The organism is Cedecea colo, assembly GCF_011808225.1.
Classification (GTDB): domain Bacteria; phylum Pseudomonadota; class Gammaproteobacteria; order Enterobacterales; family Enterobacteriaceae; genus Dryocola; species Dryocola colo.
Genome location: NZ_SOYS01000003.1, coordinates 340,565 through 365,391, shown reverse-complemented (window position 1 = coordinate 365,391; position 24,827 = coordinate 340,565). Strand labels below are relative to the sequence as shown.

The following is a 24,827-nucleotide window of genomic DNA, read 5'->3' as shown; positions in this document are numbered from 1 at the left end:
GTACTGACGGATCTTTCAACCTTATTTATAATCCTTTCCGCCACATGACCAGCGCCTCTTCAACTATCCCCGCAGGCAAAAATTCCTGCTCCAGACGACCACGCGGTAAGCAGGTTAAGTAGCGATAAAAATCGATCTCTTCATTAAGCAAGCCATCAGGGATTGCTTGCTGCGCTTTTACCGGTTCAGAAACGGCGCTATGGCTGGCATAGTGCTCAAACAACCCACGGTTCATAAGCAGAACATCAAGCGTCGGGCGACAGCGCCTGGCTCTCGCCAACATCAGTAGCCCCCAGCTATCCATGTCCCCCCAATAGGCAACGCGTTTTTCATCCAGAACAGAGCTGGATAACCATTGCACATCAAGGCCACACCCTAAAATCGCGATAGTGTCAGATAACGCTGGAAGTTGATGCAGACACTGTTCATTTTCAATCACCAGAATACGCGACGCGGGCAATGTCGTTTCCGCCAGTTCCGCCGTCGTCACCCGGCATTTTTTAAAAGGGAGCAATCCGGGCGATAATGGCACAACCAGAACCCAGTGGCTGGACTCATCGAAAGCGTCAAGAAAGGTGGTTAATCCCTGCTCGCTGGCTTCGCCGGAAAAACGCACATCCAGCAGTCGGGTTAATAACGAAATATTATTCTCGATAAATTTAGTATCCACCCCTTGCCCGGAAAGCAGCCTTAACGGTAGCCCTTTTGCGCAGCCTGGCTCTAATCGGCAGGCCAGCCTGGCTGCGCTGATGATGTCTTGTGGGTCTTTGTGCCGCCAGAGAGAACGATGGCTGACCAACAGCGGATGAAAAATGGCATCAACCTGCTCAATAATTCTCTCCAGCAAGCGAAATTCCCGACTCACCACCGGATCCGCCGCTGCGTTGATCCAGTCAGAAGGGCCATTCAGTATCCAGCGTAACGGCATTAATACTGGCGTGCCGCTAGCCCGATAACTCACCTCTTCCCAATCCACACGCCCAACCGTTACTTGCCGCCATAACTGTACGTGCTGCAAAACGTACTGCGTTTGCTCTGCGAACATTCTGGCGGAAGGTTTGCCAATGGGCAGGCAGAGCGGCCAGCTACCTGGGGGAAGTAAGCGCTCAGCCCGAAGCTTTGCATTATCCCACTGCCGGGCTAGTTTTTTACGCAGTTCCTCAGGAGAATACATTTTACGCGTTCTCCCGCCGCTGGTAGTGTTGTTCCAGTTCTTCCCAGCTCAGCGAGGCCATATTCGAATCCTGACCGCGCCGGTGGACGACAATCGCCGAGCGAGTATGGTCGCGCAACAGGCGCATCTCTTTATTTGGGGTGATAAATACCGCATGTAAACCAAACTCTCTAAGCGCGGCAATGATCCTGCCCGCCACGGCATGAGAGCTACGGGAGAAAGCTTCATCAAGGACAATAGTGCCAAACAGCGGATAACGACTCCCCGCAGGGCATAGCGCGTAGCTAAGTGATGCGGTCAGCACGTAAGACGCGATAATCTCTTTTTCTCCGCCGCTACCGCCCTGCGAGCCGGTACGTGACTCAATCACATTACCACTCTGGCGATCCATCACCGATACGGCGAACTCCAGACGAAAACGGGGATCCAGCAGCGCCTTCGCCCCCAGGGTACGGTTTCGTTCACAGGCATCCCGCAGTTGCGCCACCAGCACCTGTAAGGCCTTATAATGGCTCTCGCCATTATCATCAACAAACCGGGCGGCATTTAGCTGACGCTGCGCTTTTTCAAGCGTGCGCAGGCTTTCATGAACAACTTTTTTGGTATCCAGACGCAGGTAGCGATCCGGCTGAAAATCAACCCTGAACATGGTTTCATTGAGTTCGCTGAGTCGCGCTTCAATCACCAGCACCTCATGATCGATATGGCTGAGCAGTTGCGTTACGCCGTCGTCAGATGAACGATTCAGATAGTCAAGAAAGCGATTGAGCTTTTCCGGCAGGGCTTCTTCGGTCAGTTCCTGCAAACGCTGTAAATAGACAGGAATATCGTCTAAATCAGCCCCTGCCTCAACGAGCGCCCCGGTATCCACACGTTTGGCTTCAGACATACGTTTGGTCAGTTCAATGTTCAGTCGATGCAGTTCACCTTTAACACCCTCAATTTCTTGCTGAATTCCCCGCTCATGTTGACGTTCCAGATCGCGAATGTCGGGCAGCTGCTCCAGAGTCACCGCAGGAAAATGTAACGCGCACAACTCTCGCTCTTCATCCTGCATAGCTTGTTGCGCGGTTTGCTGGGCCTTACGTTCTGCGGCCCGGGCTGAGGTGAGTTCTGTATCCAGCCCGTTAGTGACTTTATTGGCGGCTCTGAGCTGCGTATCAAGTTCAGATTCAACCGTTTGAGCTTCATCAAGCTTTGCTTTCGCTACGCTGGCGTCAGAATCCGGGCGGATTAGATTCTCCAGCCGTTCCTTGAGCGCTTCCAGTTGGCCCTTTGCGCCGGGAACATCGATGCTATCGTAATCAATTTGTTGTATTTTCTGGAATGAAATGGCCTGATTTTGCAAAAGCCCCACCTCGCCTTTCGCAAACTCAAGTGCCTTGTTTGCGGCTTTAACCTGCTCCTGAAGCGCGGCAATTTCTTTTGCAAGGAAATTCAGGCGATCGCGGTTATCGAATCCCGTTAGCCAGTCTTCATCAAGGCGTTTCTGATCCTGCTTGTCATAAAAACGCTGTTTACCGGACATTAATCCCTGCATCGTCATGGCATGAGGCATGTCGCGCAACTGTTCAGGGCTGTCAACACAATGCCTGTCGCTTTCCGCCAGTAAGGCTTTGACGGCTTCCCGCCACGGATGCTCTTTCCACAACAGCTTGCGGGTAAAGCCATCGTCGAAAAACCGGGCGGGAGAGTGCGGCAATTTGACTTCCAGCAGCCGCACATGCAGACGGTTGTTGCGCTGATTTACCCAGCGCAGCGCTTCCGGTGCAGATTCTGGTGAAACCAGAATACGCAGCCGGTTACTGCCAACGGCACGTTCAATCGCACCGCGCCATTGCGCCTCTTCCGGTTTAACCTGAATCAGTTCGGCGACGAAAGGCAGTTCAGACTCTTCAACGTTCAGCGCTTTTGCCAGCTCGCTGCGAAACGCCTGATAATGTACGGGAAGGTTAGAATCCGGACGACGCGCGATCTCGGCGCGTTCAGTTTCCCGCTCACGCAGTTCTTCGGTAATGCGATGACTGAGCGCGCCTTTTTGATACGCCTCCTCCTGTTTTAACTTTATATCATCGGCGAGCTGTTCACGTCGGGCCTCGGCTTCATGCTGATTCGCTTCCAGCTGTGGCTGGCTCAGGTCAGGCGGCAATCCAAGATTGCGGGTCAGCTGTTGATACTGGTGCGCCAGAGTTTCTCGACTACCGAGCGTTTTTTGCCAGTCATTGATGCGCTCGTTCAGTTCATCAATATTGGCGCCGCCGACCTGGAGATAGCGCTGCATACAGTCGCTAACCACCTTTTTTTGCAGTTCGAGCCGTGACTGGATCTGTTCTTCGTGAGTTTGTGCCTCACCAAGCTCAGCGTTAAGGAGGCTAATCTTTTCCCGCCAGAGCTGACTCGCCTGTTGGGCAAACCAGATAGGTAACAACGATTCCTGCATCTTCCTGTCAGCAAGTTGTCGCTCTTGCTTCTGGTACTTGTCCCAACTCAGAGCAACAGGTTGCAAGGACTGCTGCTGTTTACGCGCCGTTTCGAGTTCCTGATGAATCTCAGTCAGACCATCAAAACTATTGGCCACTTCTGTTGCGCGATCGAAGGCGGAATGGTCGTCCAGCACCAGCTCGCGGAAAATCTCATCAATACTGTTGAGCTGTTTTAACCCTGCCGCCCGGTTTAACAACGTAAACGCGTTTTCCCCCACTTCGAAGAAATCCCGCAGGCGAGCCAAGTACTGCTTTTTATTCGGGTATGTCCAGATGCCGGTCGCTTCCTTTTCCATTTGCCGCAGCAAACGTGTGCCGCCGTCATGGTAAACGTTCAACCAGTGCTCCAGTGTCTGCCCGGGGTTATCGCTGAACAGCCAAAGCCTTTTCATATCCGTCACGCTGGAGCTGGTGGAATCAAACCACAACAGCGCCCCCAGACGTACCTGTTGTCCTTCGCGCTCCAGCGTAGCGGCAATACCGGTCACGGTTTTACCCGGTCTGGCAATATGCGATTGGCCTTCTCCTCCATCACCGGGGCCGGATACGCCGCGCACGTAGGAGATAAGATCTCTGTCACTTTCATGACCGCCGGTTGAGGCCAGGTTGTAACGGGGATTGGCGCAGAGTAGCGTCATCAGGGCATCGACCAGCGTGGTTTTTCCGCTCCCGGTTGGGCCAATAACGGCAGTGCCTTCATGATGGATTGCGGCCTGATGCAATCCATGAAAACCGCCCCAGTTGAACAACTCGATGTGGGTAAGAATGAAAGATTCCTTCCCAGTCAGACGAACCATCTGATTCATACGTCCTCCTCACTGCTATCCTTTTCTGACGCGTTATCCGGGGAGGTTTGCCGGGCAATCTGTTCCCGCAGCCATGCCAGTAATGCCTGAAGATTCATCGGATCGGCAAGATGAGCAATAATCGGACGAATCACGATCCGCTCATGCGCATCCGGCGACGTGACCAGCCCATGACCCTTTAATTGATCCAACAGGGTAAGCAACCGGGTACGTTCTTTTGATTCACTCCCCGGATCGCCAAGGTAAATCTGGAGCTGAGGGAGAAGATCGTCGATAGCGATCTGCGCCTGGCTGGCGCCGGTTCCACTTTCTTGCTCCCAGGCAACAAAATGCTGACGCAATATGGCGACCAATAATGATTGTTCCAGATTAAGCCGTTGCCGTCTCACCAGAGGGTGTGACCATTCATCCTGTTCTGGCGTTTCGTCAAGCCTGACTTTGACATACAGCAGACCGCGGATCTCATCAATGCCAATATCCAGATCGAGAGGTTCCAGAATGCGAGTAACCTCTTCAGGGTGAGTCAGTACCACGCGGTACAGATTGGGTTTACTGGCCTCTTCCAGCAGGCCATATTTGAGCAATTCCTGAGTCGCTTCGCGTATTTTTTTCAGTGTTCGCGTTTCGCTACTGGTTGCATTTTCCTCAACCAATGCTTCGGCAACTTCTTCATCCAACGATTCTGATTCACTGCCTGTATTTGCAGTAACGCTCCGGTTAATCAGTTTGTCAAAAAAGCCCGCCATGCCAACTACTCCCAATCAATATCCATTAATGCCTGACTTTCCAGACCGGTAATGGGCAGATTAAATCGCCAGCGACGATCTTCCCCATCACTAAGTTCAGCAAATTCGCGCTGTGAATCAATAACCTCAATGCCCGCTTCTCTCGCCATGCCAATCCAGACGGCGAACGTTTCGAGATCGTGAGCCGGGGGCAACAATGCCGCCAACTCAGCCAGACCAACGGGACGATTTTCTTTTGCCAGAAGCTGCAACGTTTGCTGAATCAACGCCTCACGATCGAGACCGTTGAAAGCATCCCAGAAATCATCACCAATCTGCGTTAAATCCGCCGCATGATTACTGAGATCCAACGTTTGTTCCGCTTCATCGTCCACTTCTTTAAAACGCAAGCGCTCAATAGCAGGGACACCCGTTACTGCCACACCAATGGCAGGAAGCGGAACCTCTTGTTTGCGAATAACCTGGCGCTGCCAGTCGAGTTTTAATGCCAGATTCAGAAATTCGTTAAGCAGATGGCCAACACGGTGATGTTCAGCCGCAAGACCCGTTTTCATAAAACCGCGAACATCGCGCTCGCTACGGGCGCGAGCCTGAAGTACGGTTTGCGATTCATCGACCAGGCGTTTAACCAGCCAGCGCAAATCATGACGCTGTAGACGGTTGAGCGCATCAGAAGCAGAAGGATGGCCAAGGATTACGCGCAGTCGCTCGCTCATTGCAGTCAGTTCAGCTGACTGGCGTAGCTGTTGCTGAAAACTGTCGAAGACTCTTCCCTCCGGCGTATTAAGCAGCGCGTCCTGATCGTTTAACAGGCGTTCTACTATATCGCCACGGTGATATTGCTCACCGATAATGGATTGCCGAAGCGCACGGTCTGCCTCACGCCAGGAATCTTCAACGCGACGAAAGTCAGCCCTCAGGCTGGAAGCTAAATTGAAGACCTCACGAATATGTTCGACCGCCTGATACGTTTCCAGTACCTCAATATGTCCGGCTTCTGCCTCCTGTAATTCACGTTCCAGCTCGGCAATACGACGACGTAAGGTTGAAACCCGGTTTGCCGGGTTAGGATTAAGCCGGGTTTCCAGATTTTCAATTTCTCGCTGTACGGTGGACAGACGGGAAGCCGTAGAGGTCATGAAACGATTATCCAACGACTCAACAAACGTAATCGCGACCTCAAGCGCATCGGTGGCGAAGATACGCCCATCCCGTTCGACAATTAAACGCCGTTTTATCCATTCTCGTAGTTCACGGCTGGCCTGAAAAGACGGATTTTCCTGATTAATATCATACTGTTCCTGACTCACACGCTCGACAAGAATACCGGTAAGGGACTGAATCGCGTCCTCAAGAGAGATACCATCATTTGATTTTTCAAACAGCGTTTTCAGGCAACTCAGTATCAGCGGGGAACGACGGGTAGCAAGAAGTATCCAGGCAGGATGCTGGTTTTTTGCTGAAATATAATTTTCCGTACGCTGCCTTGTGTTTTCTTCCATGTAGCAGAGCCTTCAAAATACTGGTTGAGGTACACAGACTACGATAATTCGCCGTTGCAGATTTTTTCTCCAGTAGCCTGCCTTACTTTGTGATTTTTATCACAATATTTTCCCCAGTGACTTTTCTCCATTATCAGAAAAAATCCCGGAATCTGTATGCGATAAGTTCGGGCTAACGCATGAACTGATAACGTCTAGTAATAACTTTACAAGACAGGATGCTGAAAGGCGTGGTGGAAAAATGCGGAAATGGTGTTAACTCCCTACGATAAAAAACAACAACTCTGCTTCATAACAATGGTGAGTTTTATGGTATGGAACAAATCGCGTGTCGTAAGAGTGGGAGTAGGGAGTGGGTCAATTAAACACCAATTTTTCGTGACAACCCTCACAAAAACAAAGTGATTTTTTATGGGGGCCTTAGTGGGGGCGCTATTTACGAGAAATACCAACAAAACCAATAACAAACAGCACCTTAATCGTGGATATGATTCCGAGTCCGGCACCACTCATTCAGAAACGGACGCCCTTTGGCGTCCGCTTTGCTTTATAAAGTCAACATATTACCCGTTCTTCATGTTCACTACTGTTCATTAAAATACACTGGCAGCCACCCCTTTTTGTTGGTAAAAAAGTTGGTAAACTCAGTTCGATGAGTTTTTTACCAACATTTACCGCACTGGAGGCTCGCCATGCGCTTAACTGATATTGCAGTAAAAAACGCCAAGCCTTCCGAAAAACCAACCAAAATTTCCGATGGCAAAGGGCTGTATCTGCTTGTGCATCCGAATGGGTCAAAGTATTGGCAAGCGGCTTATCGTTTCGATGGTAAGCAAAAAGTCTACTCAATTGGCCCCTACCCTGCTGTATCACTCGCAGAAGCTCGTACAAGCCTCTTGGAGATGAAATTTCTGTTAGCCAGTGGTATCGACCCACTTCAACAGAAAAAAGCTGTAAAGGCAGAAGAGCATGGAGATTTTACGTTTGAAGCCGTAGCGCGTGATTGGCACAAAAAATGTCTGTTAGCGAGCGGTGGATACCTCAACACAGCGAACGGATTCTAAACAGTCTCATCAATCATCTTTTCCCGGCTCTTGGTTCAAAAGATATTACGAAACTAACCACTCGTGATCTATTTCTTCCTCTGCGTAAAATTGAGGCCAAAGGCCAGCACGAAACAGCTTCACGTCTGAAACAGCGTATTACCGCTATCATGCGTTATGCTGTTCAGGAAGATATGATTGCTCAAAACTCAGCTAATGATACCTTATGACTATCGCAAATTACATAATGATCGATTAAAGCAATTGATTGGACGATCGATAACGCGCCATTGATATATTTTAACTATCAAGTTGATGATATCGATCTATATAACCAATTAAAAAAGGGGGGTATAAAATACCTGATATTTATAAATATTTTCTGTTAGGCTTGATACCCACTTATTAGTTGATAAAAAAGCCCTCGATGAACGAGGGCAATGTTTATCAGTTGGTGTTGAAATATGTGATTAGGCTGTCGGTCGTTCGTTCCATGCATCGGTATATTGGATGTTTCCATCCTTATACAGCCACGTAATTTTTTCATAGCGCAGTTGCACGTTTTCCATATGTCCCGTCCCCGGACAGTCTCTTGTATCATGCATAACAGGAGTTACTGAAATTACCTTCACCCCCTCCATTAGAATATTGAAATACTCAACCTCTTGCCCTGCATCATTAATATGGTAGAACTTTAGTTCAGCACTCTGCAATGTTTGTCCTGTGGCAACGGCTTTATAGAGATATGGGGATGATGAATCAATAGCCTTTGTCAAACTAAAAGCTGAATGTTTACGCGTCCCCGTTAATTTTCCTGTAGCCCCGTCTGTAGGAATGCTAAGATTATGAATTAAGTCTCTAAGTTCAATACTTCCTTCACGGTCTTGAACATCACTACCACCACGGATAACGGCTCCGCCATCATCTTTCAAAAATAAGTGTACTGGTACAGCCATTTTTTAAGCTCCTTGCTGTTAGTCTCTGGTGCCATTGGCAATGAGATTGATGACGGGCATAATTGCTATCCCGTCTGAATAGAATAGATCTGAGTTGGTAAAGCTGTAAATCTTGCCCGTCACTTTTATGTTTACAGTGTTCCCATAAGCTGTAGCAATAACATCTTTAGTCTTAGCTTCCATAAAAGGATTCCGGTGCTTGAGAGCTTCCATAACATCACCGGAGCCATCATCTTTATCAAGATAGAAGCGGTAGAAATCAGCAACTGTAGCATTACCTTCGTCATACTTCGTGACATACAACCAAACGGTATTAGATAATTTTTGTTTGCTAACAAAAACATCATTAGGTTGTGTGTTAAAAAAGTATTGATAAAAGCAATAACCACCTACTAGTAAAAGCAGGACGGCTGTAAGCATACCGTGAAGGATTTTAATAACCGACTTTCTTCGCATAATCTATGCCTTGTTTAATCCAAAATTGGTCGTGTGGATCATCACCGTAGGGCGGTAGTTGATACCAATGACCCCACTGTTTTTCACTTGTTCCAGCATGTTCCTGAGCAAATCCAGCACCCATTAGCAATATTTTTTCTGGTATTCCGGCTGCATAGCCGATAGCGCCGTAGTGAAAATTACCGAAATTTTGCAATCCTGGATGATGTTGTTTGTAATCCCACGGGCCACGATTTCTAACTTTATAGTAGAACCATGTGTAAGTAAGAGGTGTTGCCATGTCTCTGGACATGCCGTGAGCACGAGCAATCCTCATGTGGTCTAAAACAAGTGATATTCCCTGCGAGGGAAGTAAAGGTATAACTGCCATGTCAATCCCTTCTTATCTATTTGGTTAACAATCATACACCTATAATCACCTATTATGGGAAGTGATGTTTCCGGGAATACTCCTAAAATAAACGGGTAGTTAACAATTACTTTAGAGTGATAATACTCACAACTTTTTATTCCATGGTATTTCACTGCCTTTTATCAAAAAGCATAGAAAAGATTTAAGTTATATACAACTGTTTTTCTTCCATATAAAAACACCAAATAAGCACACAATATCTGATATGGTTAATTAAGTCACTTAACAAAAATATAAAATATATTATTGATTTGTTTATGGGCATAAATATAAAAACAAAGCTCCTGTTTTGATAGTCGGCAAACCATTACAAAAAGGAATATTTAAAGGAAGGTGAAAATGTTGTTTGAAGATAAAATATATAATATGGAAAACTATAAAAGTCAAATGCATAAATACGTATTATGCTGCGATGACTTCAATGATGGTGTGTATAGAAGCCCAAAAGAAAGGGCCTTATTAAAAAAATACATAGGGTTTAATAACAGATCGTTTGTGAATGGTTTTGTTTTCGACATAGAGCATGATAATGGCGCGATTGCATGGGATCTTATAAGCTTACCGAAGCCTAACACGATAATACAGAATACAAAAAATGGTCATGCACACTTGCTCTATGCCCTAAAGAGTCCAGTTCTGAAAACAGATTCGGCAAGAATAAAACCTTTAAAGCTGGTATCTATTATTCAAAGCGGGTTTACGGAAAGGTTAAATGCTGACAAATCCTATGCTGATATTCTAACGAAGACCCCATTAAATATTAACGAATGGCGTACAACGTGGACAGATACCACAGCATATGACTTAAGCTATTTAGCTGATTTTGTTCCTGATATTGTTAAGATAAAAATCTCAAAAAAGATCAGTTATATGGATTAGGCCGTAATATTAATTTATTTGAAGATCTGAGAAAATAGCATACAAAGATGTTTTGAAATACAAAGCGATTAAAACATACAATGATTTTTATCACGCGATGTTTTCAACGGCTATCATGTTAAACAATCATTGTAATCAAGTTAACCCATTACCTTCTGGCGTTGATATGCACAGGTCTATTCATTTTCATTTTCTTCCGCACCAGCGTATCAATGCTGCGAGCGTGGATTTCAATTGTTATAGGGTCATTGATAGACGTACAGTGGAAAGCGGGGAGTTTTCGATCAACGGTAAGGCAGAACTGAATGTCGTATTACCCAAGATGAGCCCCTGAACCCACAATACCTGACCAAAAAAAACGCGTTTTTCAGAAAATCGCCGCGTTCGTTGAAAATTTTAAAGGTGTTGGCGAATACATATAATTTCTTGATCTCACTGGCGCTTCCATAAATTTCGTACCACTGGTTTCCTGCCCACGAAGCCTGGTCCGGCATCGCCGTGCGGCAGGTTTTCCCCTGCTTCTTTATCAGTTTCCGGCCCTGCCCGTTATGTATTTATCCTTAACTATTTTTTCAGTCATCAAGATAGCTATCCGTAATCAGCTCTTTAATCTGCGTTTTTATAACTGTGATTGCCTGCTTTGCCAGCATCGGAAGAGGTTCATTTTTACGATAAGACAGATAATACGTTGCCATCGGTAACAAAAAATCCACTTTCATCTGTGCCAGTTTATTATTCCAGCCAGAATTTTCAATAAATGATACCGGTAAAATGCCCAGTAAATCAGTTTTATCAAGTATCGCCGGCACACCAAACATATTATTAATATGAACAGGGATGAAAGGGTTCATATTATTAGCCTTAAGAAAATCGGTAATAACGCTGTGATAACCTGCTCTCACCGGAGGCATGATCCAGCGCTGGTTATGCAATTCCCGTACGGAGGTGGAATGTCGCAACGGATTATTTCCTGACATAAAAATACCAAACCGGAGTTTGAGTAGTTCTTCTGTCATGAACCTGGGGTCCGTCATATGCGGTGATACGGTTGTAATACAAAAATCCAGCTCCCGCTCCAGAAGTTTCTGCATCAGAATATCAGTCTGTTCTTCACAGACATTCAGCGTGATATTATGGCGGCAAAGTGAATTAATCACTTCAGGCAAAAGCATATTCAGGCTGCAGCCAGTCCCGACAGAAATACCGTCCGCTTCATGTTTTGAAAGTAAATCCTCTTCCATTTCATCAAACGCGCTGAGGATATTTTTTGCATGTCCAAAAAAATGTTTTCCTGCATCCGTCAGCGAAACCCCGTCATTAGCACGGATAACCAGAGGCAGTCCCGTGATTGTTTCCAGCTCTTTCAGTGTCCGGCTGAGTGACGGCTGAGATAATCCCAGAACCTTACCGGCTGCCCGAATTTTCCTCAGTTCAGCTATACGGACAAAGGCAACCAGGTGATGTCTTTTTATTTTTTTAGTATCCACCATTCATTCCCCTGTATAAATACCCGACTCCGTAATACCACCGGAGCCGGGACGTCAAATAATCAGAACTGGTAAATCATGCCCGCAGCCAGGACATTATCAGTGCTGATCCCGGTTGCTTTAATGACACGACTGTCGTCATCCAGCAGGTTGATTTTCCAGTCTGCATGAGCAGAAAAATTCTTGTTAAAGAAGTAACGTATGGAAATATCAGCATATTTAACGATATTGCCTGAAATCCCGTTATAATCCATTCTTGACTGCAGATAAGCAACGGACGGGCGGAAACCGTTATCAAACTGATAATGAGCCGCCACTTCAATGTTTCGGGTACGATCCGTTACTGCTCCCCATTTTCCATAGCCCGCGTCACCCAGCGTCCAGTCACTTCCGCCAGCCCAGATCATATTACGGGTTTCCGCATATACCGACCCAATCAGGAATTTACCGGTATCATACTTAATCCCGGCATTCAAAGATTCTGCCCGCCCCGCATTATTCCCTGATTTTTGCTGTTGCGCATCCGTGCGATTGGACCCCGCATAGGCTGTTCCCAGACTCAGACCATAGTCACTTTGCCAGACAAGAGAAGCCCCCACACCATCGCCATTCTGGTTACGGACGGCTCTGGAAGAATCCTCGTTTTTTCCCTGGTACTGGATCGCAAGATTAAGTCCTTCAACAAGCCCAAAAAAATCATAGCCGCGCCACGTCAGAACCCCTCCGGCCCGTAGCTGCATAAATGTATCCGGGCGGGTATAGGTATCGGCACCAAACACGGGCAGAATATCAGTAAACGACTCCACATCATAAATCACACCATAATTACGCCCGTAATCCAGACTTCCCAGCGAAGCATGTTTCAGTCCGGCAAATGCCAGTCGGGTGCGCGAATGATTCCCTTCCTGGCCTTCAGCGACGTTACCCGAAATCTGGTATTCCCACTGACCAAATCCCTGGAGCGTATCATTAATGGTCGTCAGTCCTTTAAACCCGATTCGGGCATATGTTTTATCACCGTCAGCCGAAACTGTGTCGCTGAACTGATGACGGGCAACAAGGCGACCATAAAAATCCAGTTTATTGCTGTCTTTATTATAAATCTCGGCGGCTTGAGTGAAGCCATAAAAAGGGACCAGAAGCAAAGGCATATATTTTAATTTCATCACAATTTCCCTATTAATATTTCAGCATTTCCGACAGTGAATAAGTCCTATAAAGGAATGATGTGAACCATCCCCTGAATCTGGAAAAATAAAAGACACACACCGGTTATGAGTTTTTTATGTCTGGATTAAATAAACCCGGTAATAATTACTCCAACCACGACAGATACGCTGAGTGAGACCACGCCCGGCAGCCAGAAACGGTATTTTCGGGTTGTCCCGGTGGTGTCAATCTCTTCAGCAAATAACAGCGTCGGTTGTGCCGGAATGAAATAGTTTACGTTGACAGCCTGAACCATCGCCGCCATGAAAGCAGGCGGAACCCCGAGCCCCAGTGCCAGTGGATAGACAATAGTGATAATGGCGGTCTGGGACATCACGAAAGTCGCCACAAGGCCACAAACAATCACCACAATCCACGGCCACGCAGTGATAATGTCTCCCAGCCCTTCCTTCAGTGCGGCCGCATTTTCCGGAGCCATAAAAATAGTATTTCCCAGCCAGCCCGGACCAAGCACCGCAACGGCCGCAGAGATTGCCGCAGTAAAAATGCGGGTTTTAAATACCGTATTCGCGCTGATTCGGGTCGCAATGAGAATAGCGCCAGCAGCCACAAACATGAAAAGGATCACCAGCTGTGCCGGTGGGATATATTTACCGTTTGCCAGTGGCGTGGTGATGGCCTGCAATAGCGGCTCACATAACCCCAGCGTAAGAATACAGGCAATCGCCCCCATAAATACGCTGACGGATGCGACCTGCTGACGGGTGAATTCTGGTTTTTTCTCATCAGAAGTACCGTCATTCAGTTCACCGGAAGCCAGCAGTTCCTGGAATTTCGGTTCGTCTTCCAGTTTTTTGCCCCTGAAACACATGAACAAGGAGAGGGCCACAGTGGCAATCAGACCAGAGGGGAGCACCACCGCCATATACTGACCGATGGAGAAATCATGCCCCCCAAGGATGGCGATAGCGGTCAACGCAGAGCTTGCTGCCGGAGAGGCCAGCAGCCCCATATTGGCCGCAGTTACCGCCGCAACCAGTGGACGTTCAGGACGGACGCGGGCACGTAGCGCTGTCCGGGCAATGACGGGCTCCAGCGCCAGCGCGATATTGGCTGTACCGACACCAAACACGAAAAAGAAAATCACCAGAGGGGCAACGAACGTGATGGCAGCGGGTTTTGCCTGAATGAGACGCCCGGCATAATATACCAGCCAGTCCAGACCACCGGATGCTTCAAGCAACCCTCCGGCAATACCGATAGCAAGGATAATGATGATGGCCGTCCACGGAATACCACCGGCAGGAAGACCGAAAACAAAAATCATCACGGCCAGCGCCAGCATGGAGAAAATTCCCACCCCCATTGCGCCACCTATTTTTAGCCCGTAAATAACGAACACGGCCATAATTGCGACCTGAATTAACAGCATCAGCATAACAAACGTCCTTATTTTATTTGAGATACAACTCTGTCAGAGCCGTCCAGTAACTGGCCCCATGAATAATCAGTTCATCATTAAAGTCATAAGCCGGGTTATGGCAGTTCGGCGTGTCTCCGTTATTCAGGAAACAGTAGGCAGAAGGCACACGAGAGGAGAATTCGGTAAAATCCTCGCTGTTCATCAGCGGCTGATAAGAAGACGGGCACATTTCTTCCCCGAAAACACTGATGGCAGCGGTACGCGCAAGCGTCGCGGCCCGTGCATCATTGATGACCGCGGCCGCCAGTGCCTGATGCGCTATCTCAGCGGTCGCGCCATAGGCCCGGCAGACATCTTCAGTAATTCGGTGGATATTATTGACCGTGGTTTCCCGTACAGCAGGATCCATTGTGCGTACACTCAGTAACAGTTTCGCTGTTTGCGGGATGATGTTATAGGAGCCTTCACCACCGGCAATGAAAGAGGCGACCGTCACCACTGCACGATCTTTGGGGTGGATATTACGGGCAACAATGCTCTGAAGTGCCTGCACCACGGCACTGCCGGCGATGACCGGATCGATTGTGTTCTGGGGTTCAGCGCCGTGACCACCGCGCCCTTTGACAACAATCGTAAAACGGTCTGATGAGGCAAGCTGCGGGCCTGGCTGGCAGTAATACAGTTTGTTGCCTTCGGTGTTTGGAATACTGTGCGCCGCAAAGAGATAGTCACAGGGAAAACGCTCAATGACACCCTCTTTCACCATCGCGGCAGCACCGCCCTGACCTTCTTCCGCTGGCTGGAAAATCAGGTTCAGCGTGCCATTAAAGTTTTTACGATGTGCAATGAGGCGGGCGGCGGCAAGCAGCATGGTTGTATTGCCATCGTGTCCACACGCATGCGCCTTTCCTTCCACAGTACTTTTATACGGCCGCTCTCCCAGCTCCTGCATAGGTAACGCATCCATGTCCGCACGGATCCCCATGCTTTTTTTGCTGTCCCCCAATTTGAGCTGTGCCACAAGGCCGGTTTTGCCAATATTGCGGGTAACCTGATAACCGTAACGAATGAGCTGGTCAGCAACAATATCGCTGGTTCTGTGAACATCAAATCCAACTTCCGGGTGAGCATGAAGATCATGCCTCACATCACAAAAATCCCCAAACCATGTCTTTAATTCCGGGTACATAAATGACTCCTCCTGTTATCAAATAAACAGGAGAATTCTTAACAAACGCGTGCGCATTATAAAGCCGTCAAAAAAAACATCACGATACCTTTATCTGATAGCCGAATATTTTTAATCCCCTATAAAACAACAACTCACCTATAAATGATTATCACTATCATGAAAAGATGCCTGATTCAGTGAGATAACACCAACCGTTAAACTTATTTCATGTTGTATAAGATTGATTAAAATCAACTTCCACATTCCCCTGACGCCCGTTTCTGTGAACTCTGACAGACAGACGTGCACATTCCTTTTTATTCTGAAAAACCAGAGGCGCGGTGGAACTGAAGCATACAGACCACAGAAATAAAAAAATTTAAGCAATATTTTTTTGCTTACCGGAAGCTGATACGGAAGATAAAACAGAGAAAATACGCGGGGAGAAAATAACGAAGGGTATACACGGGCTTAGCACTTCGACAATTACAGCGGTGAAACCGCCTTTACCTATTAGTGAGGTAAAAGCATTTTTTTAAAAAGAGGAAAAACGCATGATAGGAGGTATCAACATTGTGTAATATGAATCAGGCGTTTTATGGTCGCCAGTTTATACAGGCGGCCACGATCCGCGTAAGCTGCTGAGCGAAAACACAATCAACAAAGCACTGGATACGATGGACTATGACACGAAGGCGGACTTTTGCGGACACGGCTTCCGCACAATTGCCTGTAGTGTGCTGATCGAGTCCGGGCGCAGATCAAAAATGCGGTTGAGCGGCAGATGAGCCATCAGGAGCGTAACAACGTGCGGGCAGCGTATATCCACAAAGCGGAGCACCCCGATAAACGCACGCAGATGATGCAGTGGCGATCGGATTATCTCGACGCCTGTTGGCAGAAGTTTATTTCACCTTATCGTCATGAGCAGCAATTCAGAGCGATCGGAGTCTATTAATGAATGACGCTAAAATGCAGCGCTTCCGATATGAAGCAGATCTGCTTTTTTATTGCTCCACTGTCGAGAGCTGCCCACCAGCATTAATTTCACGTAGCCGAAAATCTCAACGTCATATCAGGCCATTTGCCCTTTAGGGTAAGACTTTTGCCCTTACCCTTTAGCCCATCAGCAGAAATCTGACGCCTTCAGTAATAGCGCATAATATTCAGCATCAGGCATCGCTGCCCGGCAGGTGATGATGGATATTACTTTAGCCACGGGCAAGAATGTTGAGTAAACCAGGGAAAGCCTTTTCGATTTCATCCCGCCTCAGCCGGGCTAACAGCAGATTTCCCCGGTCAACCAGAGAGACAAGGCCCGCTTCACGCAGGACTTTAAAATGATGCGATCTTGTCGCCCGGGCTACGTCAGCCAGACCGCTGAACGATGTACAGTGCCTTTCTGCTCCGATCTCATCATTGATTAGTTCCTGGATGATTCTTAACCGTGTCGGGTCGTTTAAAGCTTTCAGTACAGTAGCCAAAACCAAGGGATGATCCTGTCTTAGCACACCATTCATTTCGTCGCTCCCAGTTTAAGCCATTGATAAAATAGTAAATATTCTCTACAGAGAAAAGATGACTTGCATTAAATTGACATTTAGTTACTTTTTGCACATAGTGTGTTCGATAAACATCGAACGTTCGGTTTAAATGATACGTTCGATGCTTATCGAATATACCATTACAGCCAGAATGTGTCACTCACTACACATGCAATGGAGAATGTACATATGGATTATGTATATCAGTCTCAGGAAAATAAGTTATCTTTTGATGGCTCGCTTGACAGAAGATATGTTCACCGACAGGCTATCAATGAGGTTTTCATTACAGACTCACAACAGGTAGATAGTAACCATTTTATCTTTTCCGCCATGTTGCCAAAGTCGCATATGTATTTTAATGATCTCCCCGAACTCACTGATGGGCATCGATGTTATGACGCAATGCTACTGTTAGAAGTTTTCCGCCAGATATCTATTTACGTGACACATAAATACTATGACGTTCCCCTCAGTGCAAAATTTATTTTTAATAATGCCGAGTTTAAAATCCTTAATTACCCTCTTCTGGAAGTAATGCAGAAGCCATTACAGCCGGTAATCAAGGTCACAATCACCAACCGCAAATATCGTAAAAAGATCCTCGCAGGTTATACATTAGAAATGACCCTTCTGATTAATAATGCCGCCTGCGCTCAGAAAAAAATGGGTATTGGCTGGATGGATGATACCGTCTGGAAAAAAATAAGAGCAAAAAATGAGAGCCAGCCATCATTAAATTATAACGATATTAAACCAGCAGATTGTGCATCTGTTGGGCGGATCTTTCCACGTAATGTCGTTATTGGTGATGCGCGGGCAAAAGATAACATTTTCTCAGCCACGCTAATTGTCGATCAATCTTATTCATCCATTTTTGACCACCCGTTAGACCATATTCCGGGTATGTTTATTATCGAGGCCTGCCGACAAACGGCCCTGCTGGCCGTCAGGGCATGTAAAGCTTTACCGGCAAACCAACTGCTACTCTATAATTGCAATATGTCTTTCCAGCAATTTTGTGAATTAAGCAGCCCAGCTAAATGCATCGTCAGTCTGCGTGAAATCACGCTCACTGGCACTCTGATTCATGTACCAATTTCTGTTTTACAAAACGATATTATAAATACCGTTGGTACTATTACGCTTAAAGTCGTAAATGCTACTGAGCGCGGCCATAAAGAAAAAACTGACTTCTACTGGTTCGACTTTGGCGGTGTATTATCCCCGCCTATTTCTTCGTTATTCGATCTTTATTATGAAAAAACCGGTATTCCGGTTAGTCAGCTACAGGCCGCAATGAAGTCTGTCGCTGATGATATGAACCTGCCCATGCTGGCCCCTATTGAAAATGCCATATTAACCGAGCAGGAATGGGGTTCGCGTCTTCGGGAAACAATGGCGCGCCTTTTTCCTGAAACAGATACCCGCCGGGCACAATTAGAACATTTCGGGCAGCAATGGTTTGCGCATGTTACCGCCAACGCGGCAATGGTAAAGCAGATCACAGATATGCGGGACGCTGGTTATCGGGTTGGCATCCTCACGAACAATGTGATCGAGTGGCGATCTTACTGGCAGTCCATGGTTGGTCTCAACGACGTAGTCGAACATATTGTTGATTCCTGTGAAGCCCGCTGTCGGAAACCGGACCCTTCGTTTTTTGCGCTTGCGGAACAGGTTGCCGGGGTTACGCCTGAGCAGTGTGTACTCATTGATGATCTGGCCGAAAACTGCCTCGCTGCTGAAAAACGTGGCTGGCGGGCGATCCAGTTTCTCAACAATGACGACTGTTTAAACAAACTACACGCCTTAACCTACGGAGAGGAATAATAATGGACAACAGAACATATCGTATAACGGATATACCTCATTACGATCCCCGGATGGGCTATGAAGTTATAAAGGCCGCCACTTATAAGGAGATGGGAATTATTCGTCTGTTGAGTGGGCACGAGGCGTTTCATGTCATCAATTATCAGGACGTCAAAAGAATCCTGATGGATAAAACCTGCATCCGTCGCCCCTCTAACGAAGTGGGCGGGCCCAGCGTGCTGCCAACGTTAACGCCAAAAGAATTATTGCTAAATCTGGATTTTCCCGACCACACCCGCGTAAAACAATTTGTCGCCCGAGACTACAGCAGAAGCAGGTTGAAATGGTTGGAGCCCGTGATTACGCGCCTGGTACAGGAATATGCGGAAAAGATGGCGCAAAAAAAACAGCCTGACCTGTTTACTGACCTGCTGGATCACGTTGCAGCTGACACAAACTGTATCCTGCTGGGGCTTCCCTTTGAAGATCAGCACTATTTTCGTCCGCTGAGCCATATTGTGCAGGTGGCGGATCCTGATGATGTCGAAGAGCTGGTTCATCGATTTGAATCACTTTACGGCTATGTCATGGAGCATGTTCAGGGCAAAAGGCACCATGACAAAGACGGCCTGATTGCCAGATTTGTGCAAAACAGGGAGAACTGCCAGCCACCACTTAATGATGCAGAGTTAACGGCCATCCTGCTGGGTTCAGTACTGGGAGGCGATCAAAACACGCTGACTGTTATGACCAAAATCATCTATGGCCTGCTTTGTATGCCTGGAGTATGGCGGCAGTTACACGACGAACCGACGCTCATTCCTGCGATGATTGAAGAAATGCTGCGGTTAACCAACCTGGGAAGCACGTCGACCTTTCCCCGCATTGCCACACAGGATCTCCAACTAGACACCGGCGTTATCCCGGAAGGCGCAGCGATTCATGCCGATGTATTTCTGGCAAACCGTGACCCTGCGGTGTATGACGACCCTGTGTTAATAAACCCTTATCGCGAAAATAACCAGCACTTGCAGTTCGGTTACGGTATGCATCACTGCATGGGGCAAGAGCTTGCTCGCCTGGAAATCAACGCTGTCATTACCCTGCTGACCCGCCAGTATCCGCAAATGAGACTACATCATGACAAACTAAACGACCTGCCATGGTGTGAAGGTATCGTGCTACGCCGTCCTAATGCACTGCCCGTTATTTTTTAATCATCAGGAGCCACTATGTCTCACACTACGTCTCAGCCAGGCAGCAGGTTACTTTTATTTGTGATTTTGCTGGCGGTCTTTGTTGTTCCTGGCTCAATTTCCGGAACGGCAATTGCGTTGCCATTCATTAGCGCAGATATGAACGCCAGCCTGTCGGCGTTACAGTGGGTGGTCAACGCCTTTAACTTAACGTTTGCCTGTTTTACCTTATTCTGGGGAACGCTGGCTGATGCCTGTGGGCGGAAGAAAGCCTTTTTATCCGGAACCGCAATTTATGCCGTGGCTTCGGTGATGTCGGCACTCTCTCCCGGTACCCTGTATCTTGACATTGCCCGTGCTCTGGCCGGGATCGGAGGTGCCGCCATTTTTTCGTGTGGCAGCGCTATTCTGATCGCTCAGTTTGAAGGCAGTCAGCGGACTCAGGCTTTTGCCCTCTTCGGCACGACTGCCGGGATCGGTATTACTTTTGGCCCGACAATTTCAGGCTTTATTCTTGATCTTATCAACTGGCGCGCCATTTTTGCCGTTCACGCCATCGCGCTGGCCGTTGTTTTGATTCTGGCTAAAGCCATTCCCGGGGATATCGCGACTGATAAACGGTTCCGTTTTGATATTGCCGGAACCATGCTCTTTATCGCCGCCCTCCTGCTGTTCATGCTGGCTATGGTGCAGGGTGCTCAGTGGGGCTGGACAGACATCAGAACGCTGTCATTACTGGCGCTGGCCGCCGTGATAACTATCGGCTTTTATCTCTATGAAAACCGTATTGATAATCCAATGCTGAATTTTAACCTGCTGAAGAATCGCACCTTCGTCGGACTGATCCTGATCCCGGTGGTTGCCAGCGTCATCTTTGTTACGCTGCTGACGTATTACCCCAGCTATTTGACCGGTGTGATACAGCTAACACCGTCAAAAGCAGGACTCATGATGATCGCGCTCACCCTACCCGTTCTCTTCTGCCCGGTAATCGCAGGCAGGCTGGTTTCAGGTGGAGCGTCAGCCCGCCTGATTCTGTATATCAGTCTGGCTGCATTTATCGCTGGCGGCATTACTTTAACCCTTTTCAGCCAGCCAGGCCGTGAACTATGGCTACTGGCCATACCATTATTGTTGATTGGTACGGGGATGGGATTATCTGCCGGACTGGTCGATGGCTTAGCATTGGGTTGCGTGGATCCTGTGCAGGCTGGTATGGCCGCCGGATTGCTTAATACGCTCAGGCTGGGTAGTGAAGCGCTGGCGGTTGCATTATATGCTTCATTACTGACCTCTCATCTGACAGGATCTTTGCCCGGCATTTTTATGCAGTTCAGTCTCTCAACGAACCAGTTGACGGAGTGGATTAACGCTGTCGCCTCAGGCAATCTTACAGCCCCGCTGAAACACGCTTCTGACAGCAATCTGTTAACATTGATGATTGCCCAGTATCATGCTGCATTTATTTACGTTGTAGATATCCTTAATATCATGACCGTTGTTCTGAGCCTCTGTATCCTCAGGTTACTGATGAATAAGCGGGCCACGATCGGATAAAAAATACAGCTGAAAGAATAGGCGTTTCTGGCTGAGTATAATTAACGATCTGCGGAGTCATACTCAGCCTTTATTGTATGGAAATAATCATTCCCGGACAGATAGATTACCTGGCGTTGTAGCGGGATTCGGTAACGTTATCCCGCAGGCCATAACGGTCCTGTCTGTATTAGGCTGAAAACATTATTGTACTCTTCCCTGGGCATACGCCAGACGGATACGCTGCTCGCGATTGTTTCCATGCCCCACGTCCATTGCCGTCTGCGCCAGGACTTCCTTCTCGCTGAAGCCCTGCGTCAGATAATGTTGCGCCCAGGCGTAGCGCAGGGAGCGCGGAAAATATGCGCCAGTTAACCCGATACGTAATGCCTGGCCGTGCCGGTATTTCATGGCCGTTTTCAGGTCATGTTTATTAATCAGCCTGCCGTTACGGCTTTCTGCCACCGCAATGGCAATATCCAGCGCCTTTCTGACTGCGCCAGTATGCAGAATCCGAGTTTCCTGGGCCTTCCATCTTTGGTAACGAAAATAACGTGATTCCGGGGTTCGTCCTTTAAAAAACCCAGCCTTATGGCCGGATTTTTACTTTTATTTCCTCGCTATAATCTGCACGTTACTAACGTTTCAGTTCCACAACCTCCATACCACAGCGGCAATCTGAATCCTCTTCGGCCTTAAGACATTTATCCCCTGAAGTGCTGTAATAAGCCGCCGTTTAACAGACCAATGACAATCGCCAGACGCCAGGCCTAACGCAATCTTGCGCTGTTGATAAATTTACGGGTGGTTTTGCCAAATTCCGCGTTGAATAGCCGATTCAACTGGCTTCTGCCAATTCAGTAATAGCGCATAAATTTTCACCGTAATAAATGGATAAACGATGGCTGGCTACAGCAGCGATTTAAACGCCTGAGCGCAGGTGAACAGGCATCGTTGCGAGCGAGATCGGCACTTCTCCTTCGCCAATAAAACGTAGCCTTATTCAGCATAAACCTGCGGAACACGTTCCTGAATTCGTCACGATGAACAGAGGCCCGGCGCACATTGAGCATTTCCACCGTAGCCAGCACAAAACTACCGGAACCTATGCCAATTAACGGGATCCGAGCCCGGCTTGCATGCTTAAGGTAATCTCTGACACCGCAGTAGTCTCGATTCAGGTAGTGTAAATTTTCTCCGGGCACGGCAATATAATTAAAAGGTTGCGGAACAAAACGCCATGCTTGATGAATAACGTTCATATCGGCGCTGTTGATTAGCGGAATATCAGATTTTCGCTTATCAGGCTGAGCCTGTAGGATATTTTTCGGCTTCGTTTCTGTGTTTTTATCGCGTAATTAAGGACTTCTATCAGACAAATAGCATCAAACGTAACCATAAATAGCAAAGCTTTCAATTACAAGGCCGTCTTAAAATATGCGAAGGAGTTAATTAACTTACCGCATCGCTTCAATTTTTTATTTTTACACTAACGACTACATACATAGGCTGGCAGAGTGGCAAATGTAAAGTGATAGTTACCTTTCTGCTGCTCGCCAATACGAATATAGATACTTTTGTCTGGGTAAACAAAAAAATCAGGTTCGTATTTTTCCAGCCAGCTATCATTCACATTATCATCAGGAAACCTTATGTTTTTCTGCGAATGAAAATGATAAATGCTGTTATGTTTCCGCACGCTAAAAAATATTTTCCTGTTAATTTTTTTGCTCGGATCATTCTGCACGTGACCATTCATACTGAGCATCCCACGCCCTCCGCTAACACTATAATTCAGCCAGAGATTAAGCGTTTCATTCGGATGATGCTGTACTAAAGTCGCATGACAAGAAAATTCACGGGCGTAAAAACGCTGCCACAAAAAATAACCAGCCAGCGCCGCGATCAGGGCCAGACCAAAACAGAGCATAGAGAACAGCGGGTAATGACGCGTCATGCTAACGATCCTCAATAAAATAATCAGAAATACAATGATTGCGTTCTGCCATCTCCCGGTCACAGCGTATGACTGAAGCCCTTGGCAACATGGCGTATCTGTTGATATATACCCACGGGTAATTTTTGCAGTTGGCTTTAAATCGCTTTCCATAGCTCAGCGCCTCAGCTTGTTCATCGTCTGTTTGAATATTCGTGCTTACAAAAAAACGACAATCATCTGCGGTCATCACAAAGCGATAGCGGTCAAGATATCGATCGTCGCGGGCAGCCTGTGGACTCATAATCCCCATGCCAGCAAGCAAAACAGCGGCGAGGACGGCCATCAGCAGAAACCAGCGCTTGTGGCCATTTACAACGGGAGCTTTCTGGTCAGAGCACTCGACGATATCCAGCGGCGCTGAGCTCGTATCATCAACATCACAAGGAGACTGTATGCTATCTGATTGCGGTTCTGGTACGGGCTCAGGCATTAATAGCGGACCGTTATCCTCTGTCGCATCGTCAACGATTTTCGCTAATGATATGCAGGGAATTTCATTGGTCTTTATCCGCGTGTTGCTTGCCAGGGTTAAACCAATACGCGGAATGGTAACAATCGGGTCATTAATAAAACCAATTCTTCTCAATCCCTTTCGGAGGATGGAAATGTTCTGGTAGTAAGTATTGGGTGAAACCAGCATTCCGCGTTGCTGCCAGACGATATCCATAAATTCTTGTTGGGTAACGATGGTGCCAGCCCTTTCAATTAATAACAATAAACAACGACCTGCGGGAGAGTTTAATACCACTACATGCTCTGGGTTGTTAAGATTGCGCAACTTGCTGGTAACGGGATGAAATTCGACAATCCCGTTAATAACGTAATGTTTATGCATAAGGCCTGCTAAAAACCTCCGAGATAAAAGCCTGTATATGAGTTTCCCTTCCCATCCAGGCAGCGATGAAAGCAAAGATATTTAAATAACTGCCATTTAATGTGACCGATCTCGTTAACGCTGTACATGTCGGCAGGTAGCGAAAATTCTTATTTTCTCTCATCTCCTTGTAACTTAGCAGTAGAGGAGTAATT

The 24,827-nt window shown here is 47.3% G+C and carries 20 protein-coding genes and 3 pseudogenes; 7 read left to right on the top strand and 16 right to left on the bottom strand.

The annotated features are described in order from the left end of the window. Window positions 1–25: 25 nt before the first annotated feature. The 5 genes and pseudogenes from E2L00_RS09990 to E2L00_RS09975 form a co-directional block, all read right to left on the bottom strand. Entirely contained in the window at window positions 26–1,174 is a 1,149-nt protein-coding gene (locus E2L00_RS09990) for a DUF3322 domain-containing protein (protein ID WP_167610539.1), read from the bottom strand. A gap of 1 nt (window position 1,175) precedes the next feature. Then, window positions 1,176–2,522, bottom strand: coding sequence for an SbcC/MukB-like Walker B domain-containing protein (locus tag E2L00_RS21870; protein WP_316280376.1), 1,347 nt, complete (start codon window positions 2,520–2,522; stop codon window positions 1,176–1,178). Window positions 2,523–4,259: 1,737 nt separating this feature from the next. Next, window positions 4,260–4,454, bottom strand: a pseudogene (locus E2L00_RS21865) (ATP-binding protein); the annotation flags it as partial. Window positions 4,455–4,459: 5 nt separating this feature from the next. Beyond that, window positions 4,460–5,209 (bottom strand): DUF4194 domain-containing protein, encoded by a 750-nt coding sequence (locus E2L00_RS09980; RefSeq protein WP_182929615.1) that lies wholly within the window; start codon window positions 5,207–5,209, stop codon window positions 4,460–4,462. Window positions 5,210–5,214: 5 nt separating this feature from the next. Beyond that, entirely contained in the window at window positions 5,215–6,711 is a 1,497-nt protein-coding gene (locus tag E2L00_RS09975; RefSeq protein WP_167610533.1) for a DUF3375 domain-containing protein, read from the bottom strand. Window positions 6,712–7,403: 692 nt separating this feature from the next. Here E2L00_RS09975 and E2L00_RS09970 point away from each other — a divergent pair. Both E2L00_RS09970 and E2L00_RS21950 read left to right on the top strand, forming a co-directional pair. Further along, the gene (locus E2L00_RS09970) at window positions 7,404–7,775 is read left to right on the top strand and encodes an Arm DNA-binding domain-containing protein (RefSeq protein WP_236127716.1); all 372 of its coding nucleotides are present in this window, start codon (window positions 7,404–7,406) and stop codon (window positions 7,773–7,775) included. Next, complete coding sequence (locus E2L00_RS21950) at window positions 7,727–7,984, top strand: phage integrase central domain-containing protein (RefSeq protein WP_420808842.1); 258 nt, start codon at window positions 7,727–7,729, stop codon at window positions 7,982–7,984. Before E2L00_RS09970 ends, E2L00_RS21950 begins: the two co-directional genes overlap by 49 nt. A gap of 240 nt (window positions 7,985–8,224) precedes the next feature. On the opposite strand, the gene E2L00_RS09965 is transcribed toward E2L00_RS21950, so the two are convergent. The 3 genes from E2L00_RS09965 to E2L00_RS09955 are packed head-to-tail and all read right to left on the bottom strand — an operon-like array spanning window position 8,225 to window position 9,536. Continuing rightward, window positions 8,225–8,710: an Hcp family type VI secretion system effector gene (locus E2L00_RS09965; RefSeq protein ID WP_167610530.1), complete on the bottom strand. Its 486-nt coding sequence runs from the start codon at window positions 8,708–8,710 to the stop codon at window positions 8,225–8,227. Window positions 8,711–8,728: 18 nt separating this feature from the next. Further along, window positions 8,729–9,166: a hypothetical protein gene (locus E2L00_RS09960; RefSeq protein ID WP_167610519.1), complete on the bottom strand. Its 438-nt coding sequence runs from the start codon at window positions 9,164–9,166 to the stop codon at window positions 8,729–8,731. Further along, entirely contained in the window at window positions 9,144–9,536 is a 393-nt protein-coding gene (locus E2L00_RS09955) for a polymorphic toxin type 44 domain-containing protein (protein WP_167610516.1), read from the bottom strand. The genes E2L00_RS09960 and E2L00_RS09955 overlap by 23 nt, the downstream gene beginning before the upstream one ends. Window positions 9,537–9,917: 381 nt before the next feature. Here E2L00_RS09955 and E2L00_RS21590 point away from each other — a divergent pair, with 381 nt between their 5' ends. Further along, window positions 9,918–10,457, top strand: coding sequence for a replication initiation protein (locus E2L00_RS21590; RefSeq protein WP_236127715.1), 540 nt, complete (start codon window positions 9,918–9,920; stop codon window positions 10,455–10,457). 572 nt (window positions 10,458–11,029) lie between these two features. On the opposite strand, the gene E2L00_RS09945 is transcribed toward E2L00_RS21590, so the two are convergent. From E2L00_RS09945 to E2L00_RS09930, 4 genes are all read right to left on the bottom strand, one after another. Continuing rightward, on the bottom strand, window positions 11,030–11,947 hold the full coding sequence (locus E2L00_RS09945; RefSeq protein ID WP_167610512.1) for a LysR substrate-binding domain-containing protein: 918 nt from the start codon (window positions 11,945–11,947) through the stop codon (window positions 11,030–11,032). A 59-nt stretch (window positions 11,948–12,006) separates the two neighbouring features. After that, entirely contained in the window at window positions 12,007–13,110 is a 1,104-nt protein-coding gene (locus E2L00_RS09940) for a porin (protein WP_167610509.1), read from the bottom strand. A gap of 128 nt (window positions 13,111–13,238) precedes the next feature. Beyond that, on the bottom strand, window positions 13,239–14,552 hold the full coding sequence (locus E2L00_RS09935; protein WP_167610506.1) for an anaerobic C4-dicarboxylate transporter family protein: 1,314 nt from the start codon (window positions 14,550–14,552) through the stop codon (window positions 13,239–13,241). A 16-nt stretch (window positions 14,553–14,568) separates the two neighbouring features. Next, on the bottom strand, window positions 14,569–15,726 hold the full coding sequence (locus E2L00_RS09930) for an amidohydrolase (RefSeq protein WP_167610505.1): 1,158 nt from the start codon (window positions 15,724–15,726) through the stop codon (window positions 14,569–14,571). A gap of 590 nt (window positions 15,727–16,316) precedes the next feature. Here E2L00_RS09930 and E2L00_RS09925 point away from each other — a divergent pair. Beyond that, window positions 16,317–16,666: pseudogene (locus tag E2L00_RS09925) on the top strand (tyrosine-type recombinase/integrase); the annotation flags it as partial. Window positions 16,667–16,919: 253 nt separating this feature from the next. On the opposite strand, the gene E2L00_RS09920 reads toward E2L00_RS09925, so the two are convergent. Further along, window positions 16,920–17,228, bottom strand: coding sequence for an ArsR/SmtB family transcription factor (locus tag E2L00_RS09920; protein WP_167610503.1), 309 nt, complete (start codon window positions 17,226–17,228; stop codon window positions 16,920–16,922). 213 nt (window positions 17,229–17,441) lie between these two features. Between E2L00_RS09920 and E2L00_RS09915 the strand changes: the two genes are divergently transcribed. Genes E2L00_RS09915 through E2L00_RS09905 form a run of 3 tightly spaced genes read left to right on the top strand, consistent with a single transcriptional unit; the run spans window position 17,442 to window position 21,820 of the window. Continuing rightward, entirely contained in the window at window positions 17,442–19,085 is a 1,644-nt protein-coding gene (locus E2L00_RS09915) for an HAD-IA family hydrolase (protein WP_167610502.1), read from the top strand. Between the two features lie 2 nt (window positions 19,086–19,087). Then, window positions 19,088–20,284, top strand: a complete 1,197-nt coding sequence (locus tag E2L00_RS09910) for a cytochrome P450 (RefSeq protein ID WP_167610500.1) — start codon at window positions 19,088–19,090, stop codon at window positions 20,282–20,284. A gap of 15 nt (window positions 20,285–20,299) precedes the next feature. Next, window positions 20,300–21,820, top strand: a complete 1,521-nt coding sequence (locus tag E2L00_RS09905) for an MFS transporter (protein WP_167610498.1) — start codon at window positions 20,300–20,302, stop codon at window positions 21,818–21,820. Window positions 21,821–22,003: 183 nt separating this feature from the next. On the opposite strand, the pseudogene E2L00_RS09900 reads toward E2L00_RS09905, so the two are convergent. The 3 genes and pseudogenes from E2L00_RS09900 to E2L00_RS09890 all read right to left on the bottom strand — a co-directional run. After that, window positions 22,004–22,362: pseudogene (locus E2L00_RS09900) on the bottom strand (integrase domain-containing protein); the annotation flags it as partial. Between the two features lie 926 nt (window positions 22,363–23,288). After that, entirely contained in the window at window positions 23,289–23,756 is a 468-nt protein-coding gene (locus E2L00_RS09895; protein WP_167610497.1) for a hypothetical protein, read from the bottom strand. A gap of 1 nt (window position 23,757) precedes the next feature. Next, a complete protein-coding gene (locus E2L00_RS09890; RefSeq protein ID WP_167610495.1) occupies window positions 23,758–24,633 on the bottom strand; it encodes a transcriptional regulator in 876 nt (291 codons plus the stop codon). Between the last annotated feature and the right edge of the window lie 194 nt (window positions 24,634–24,827).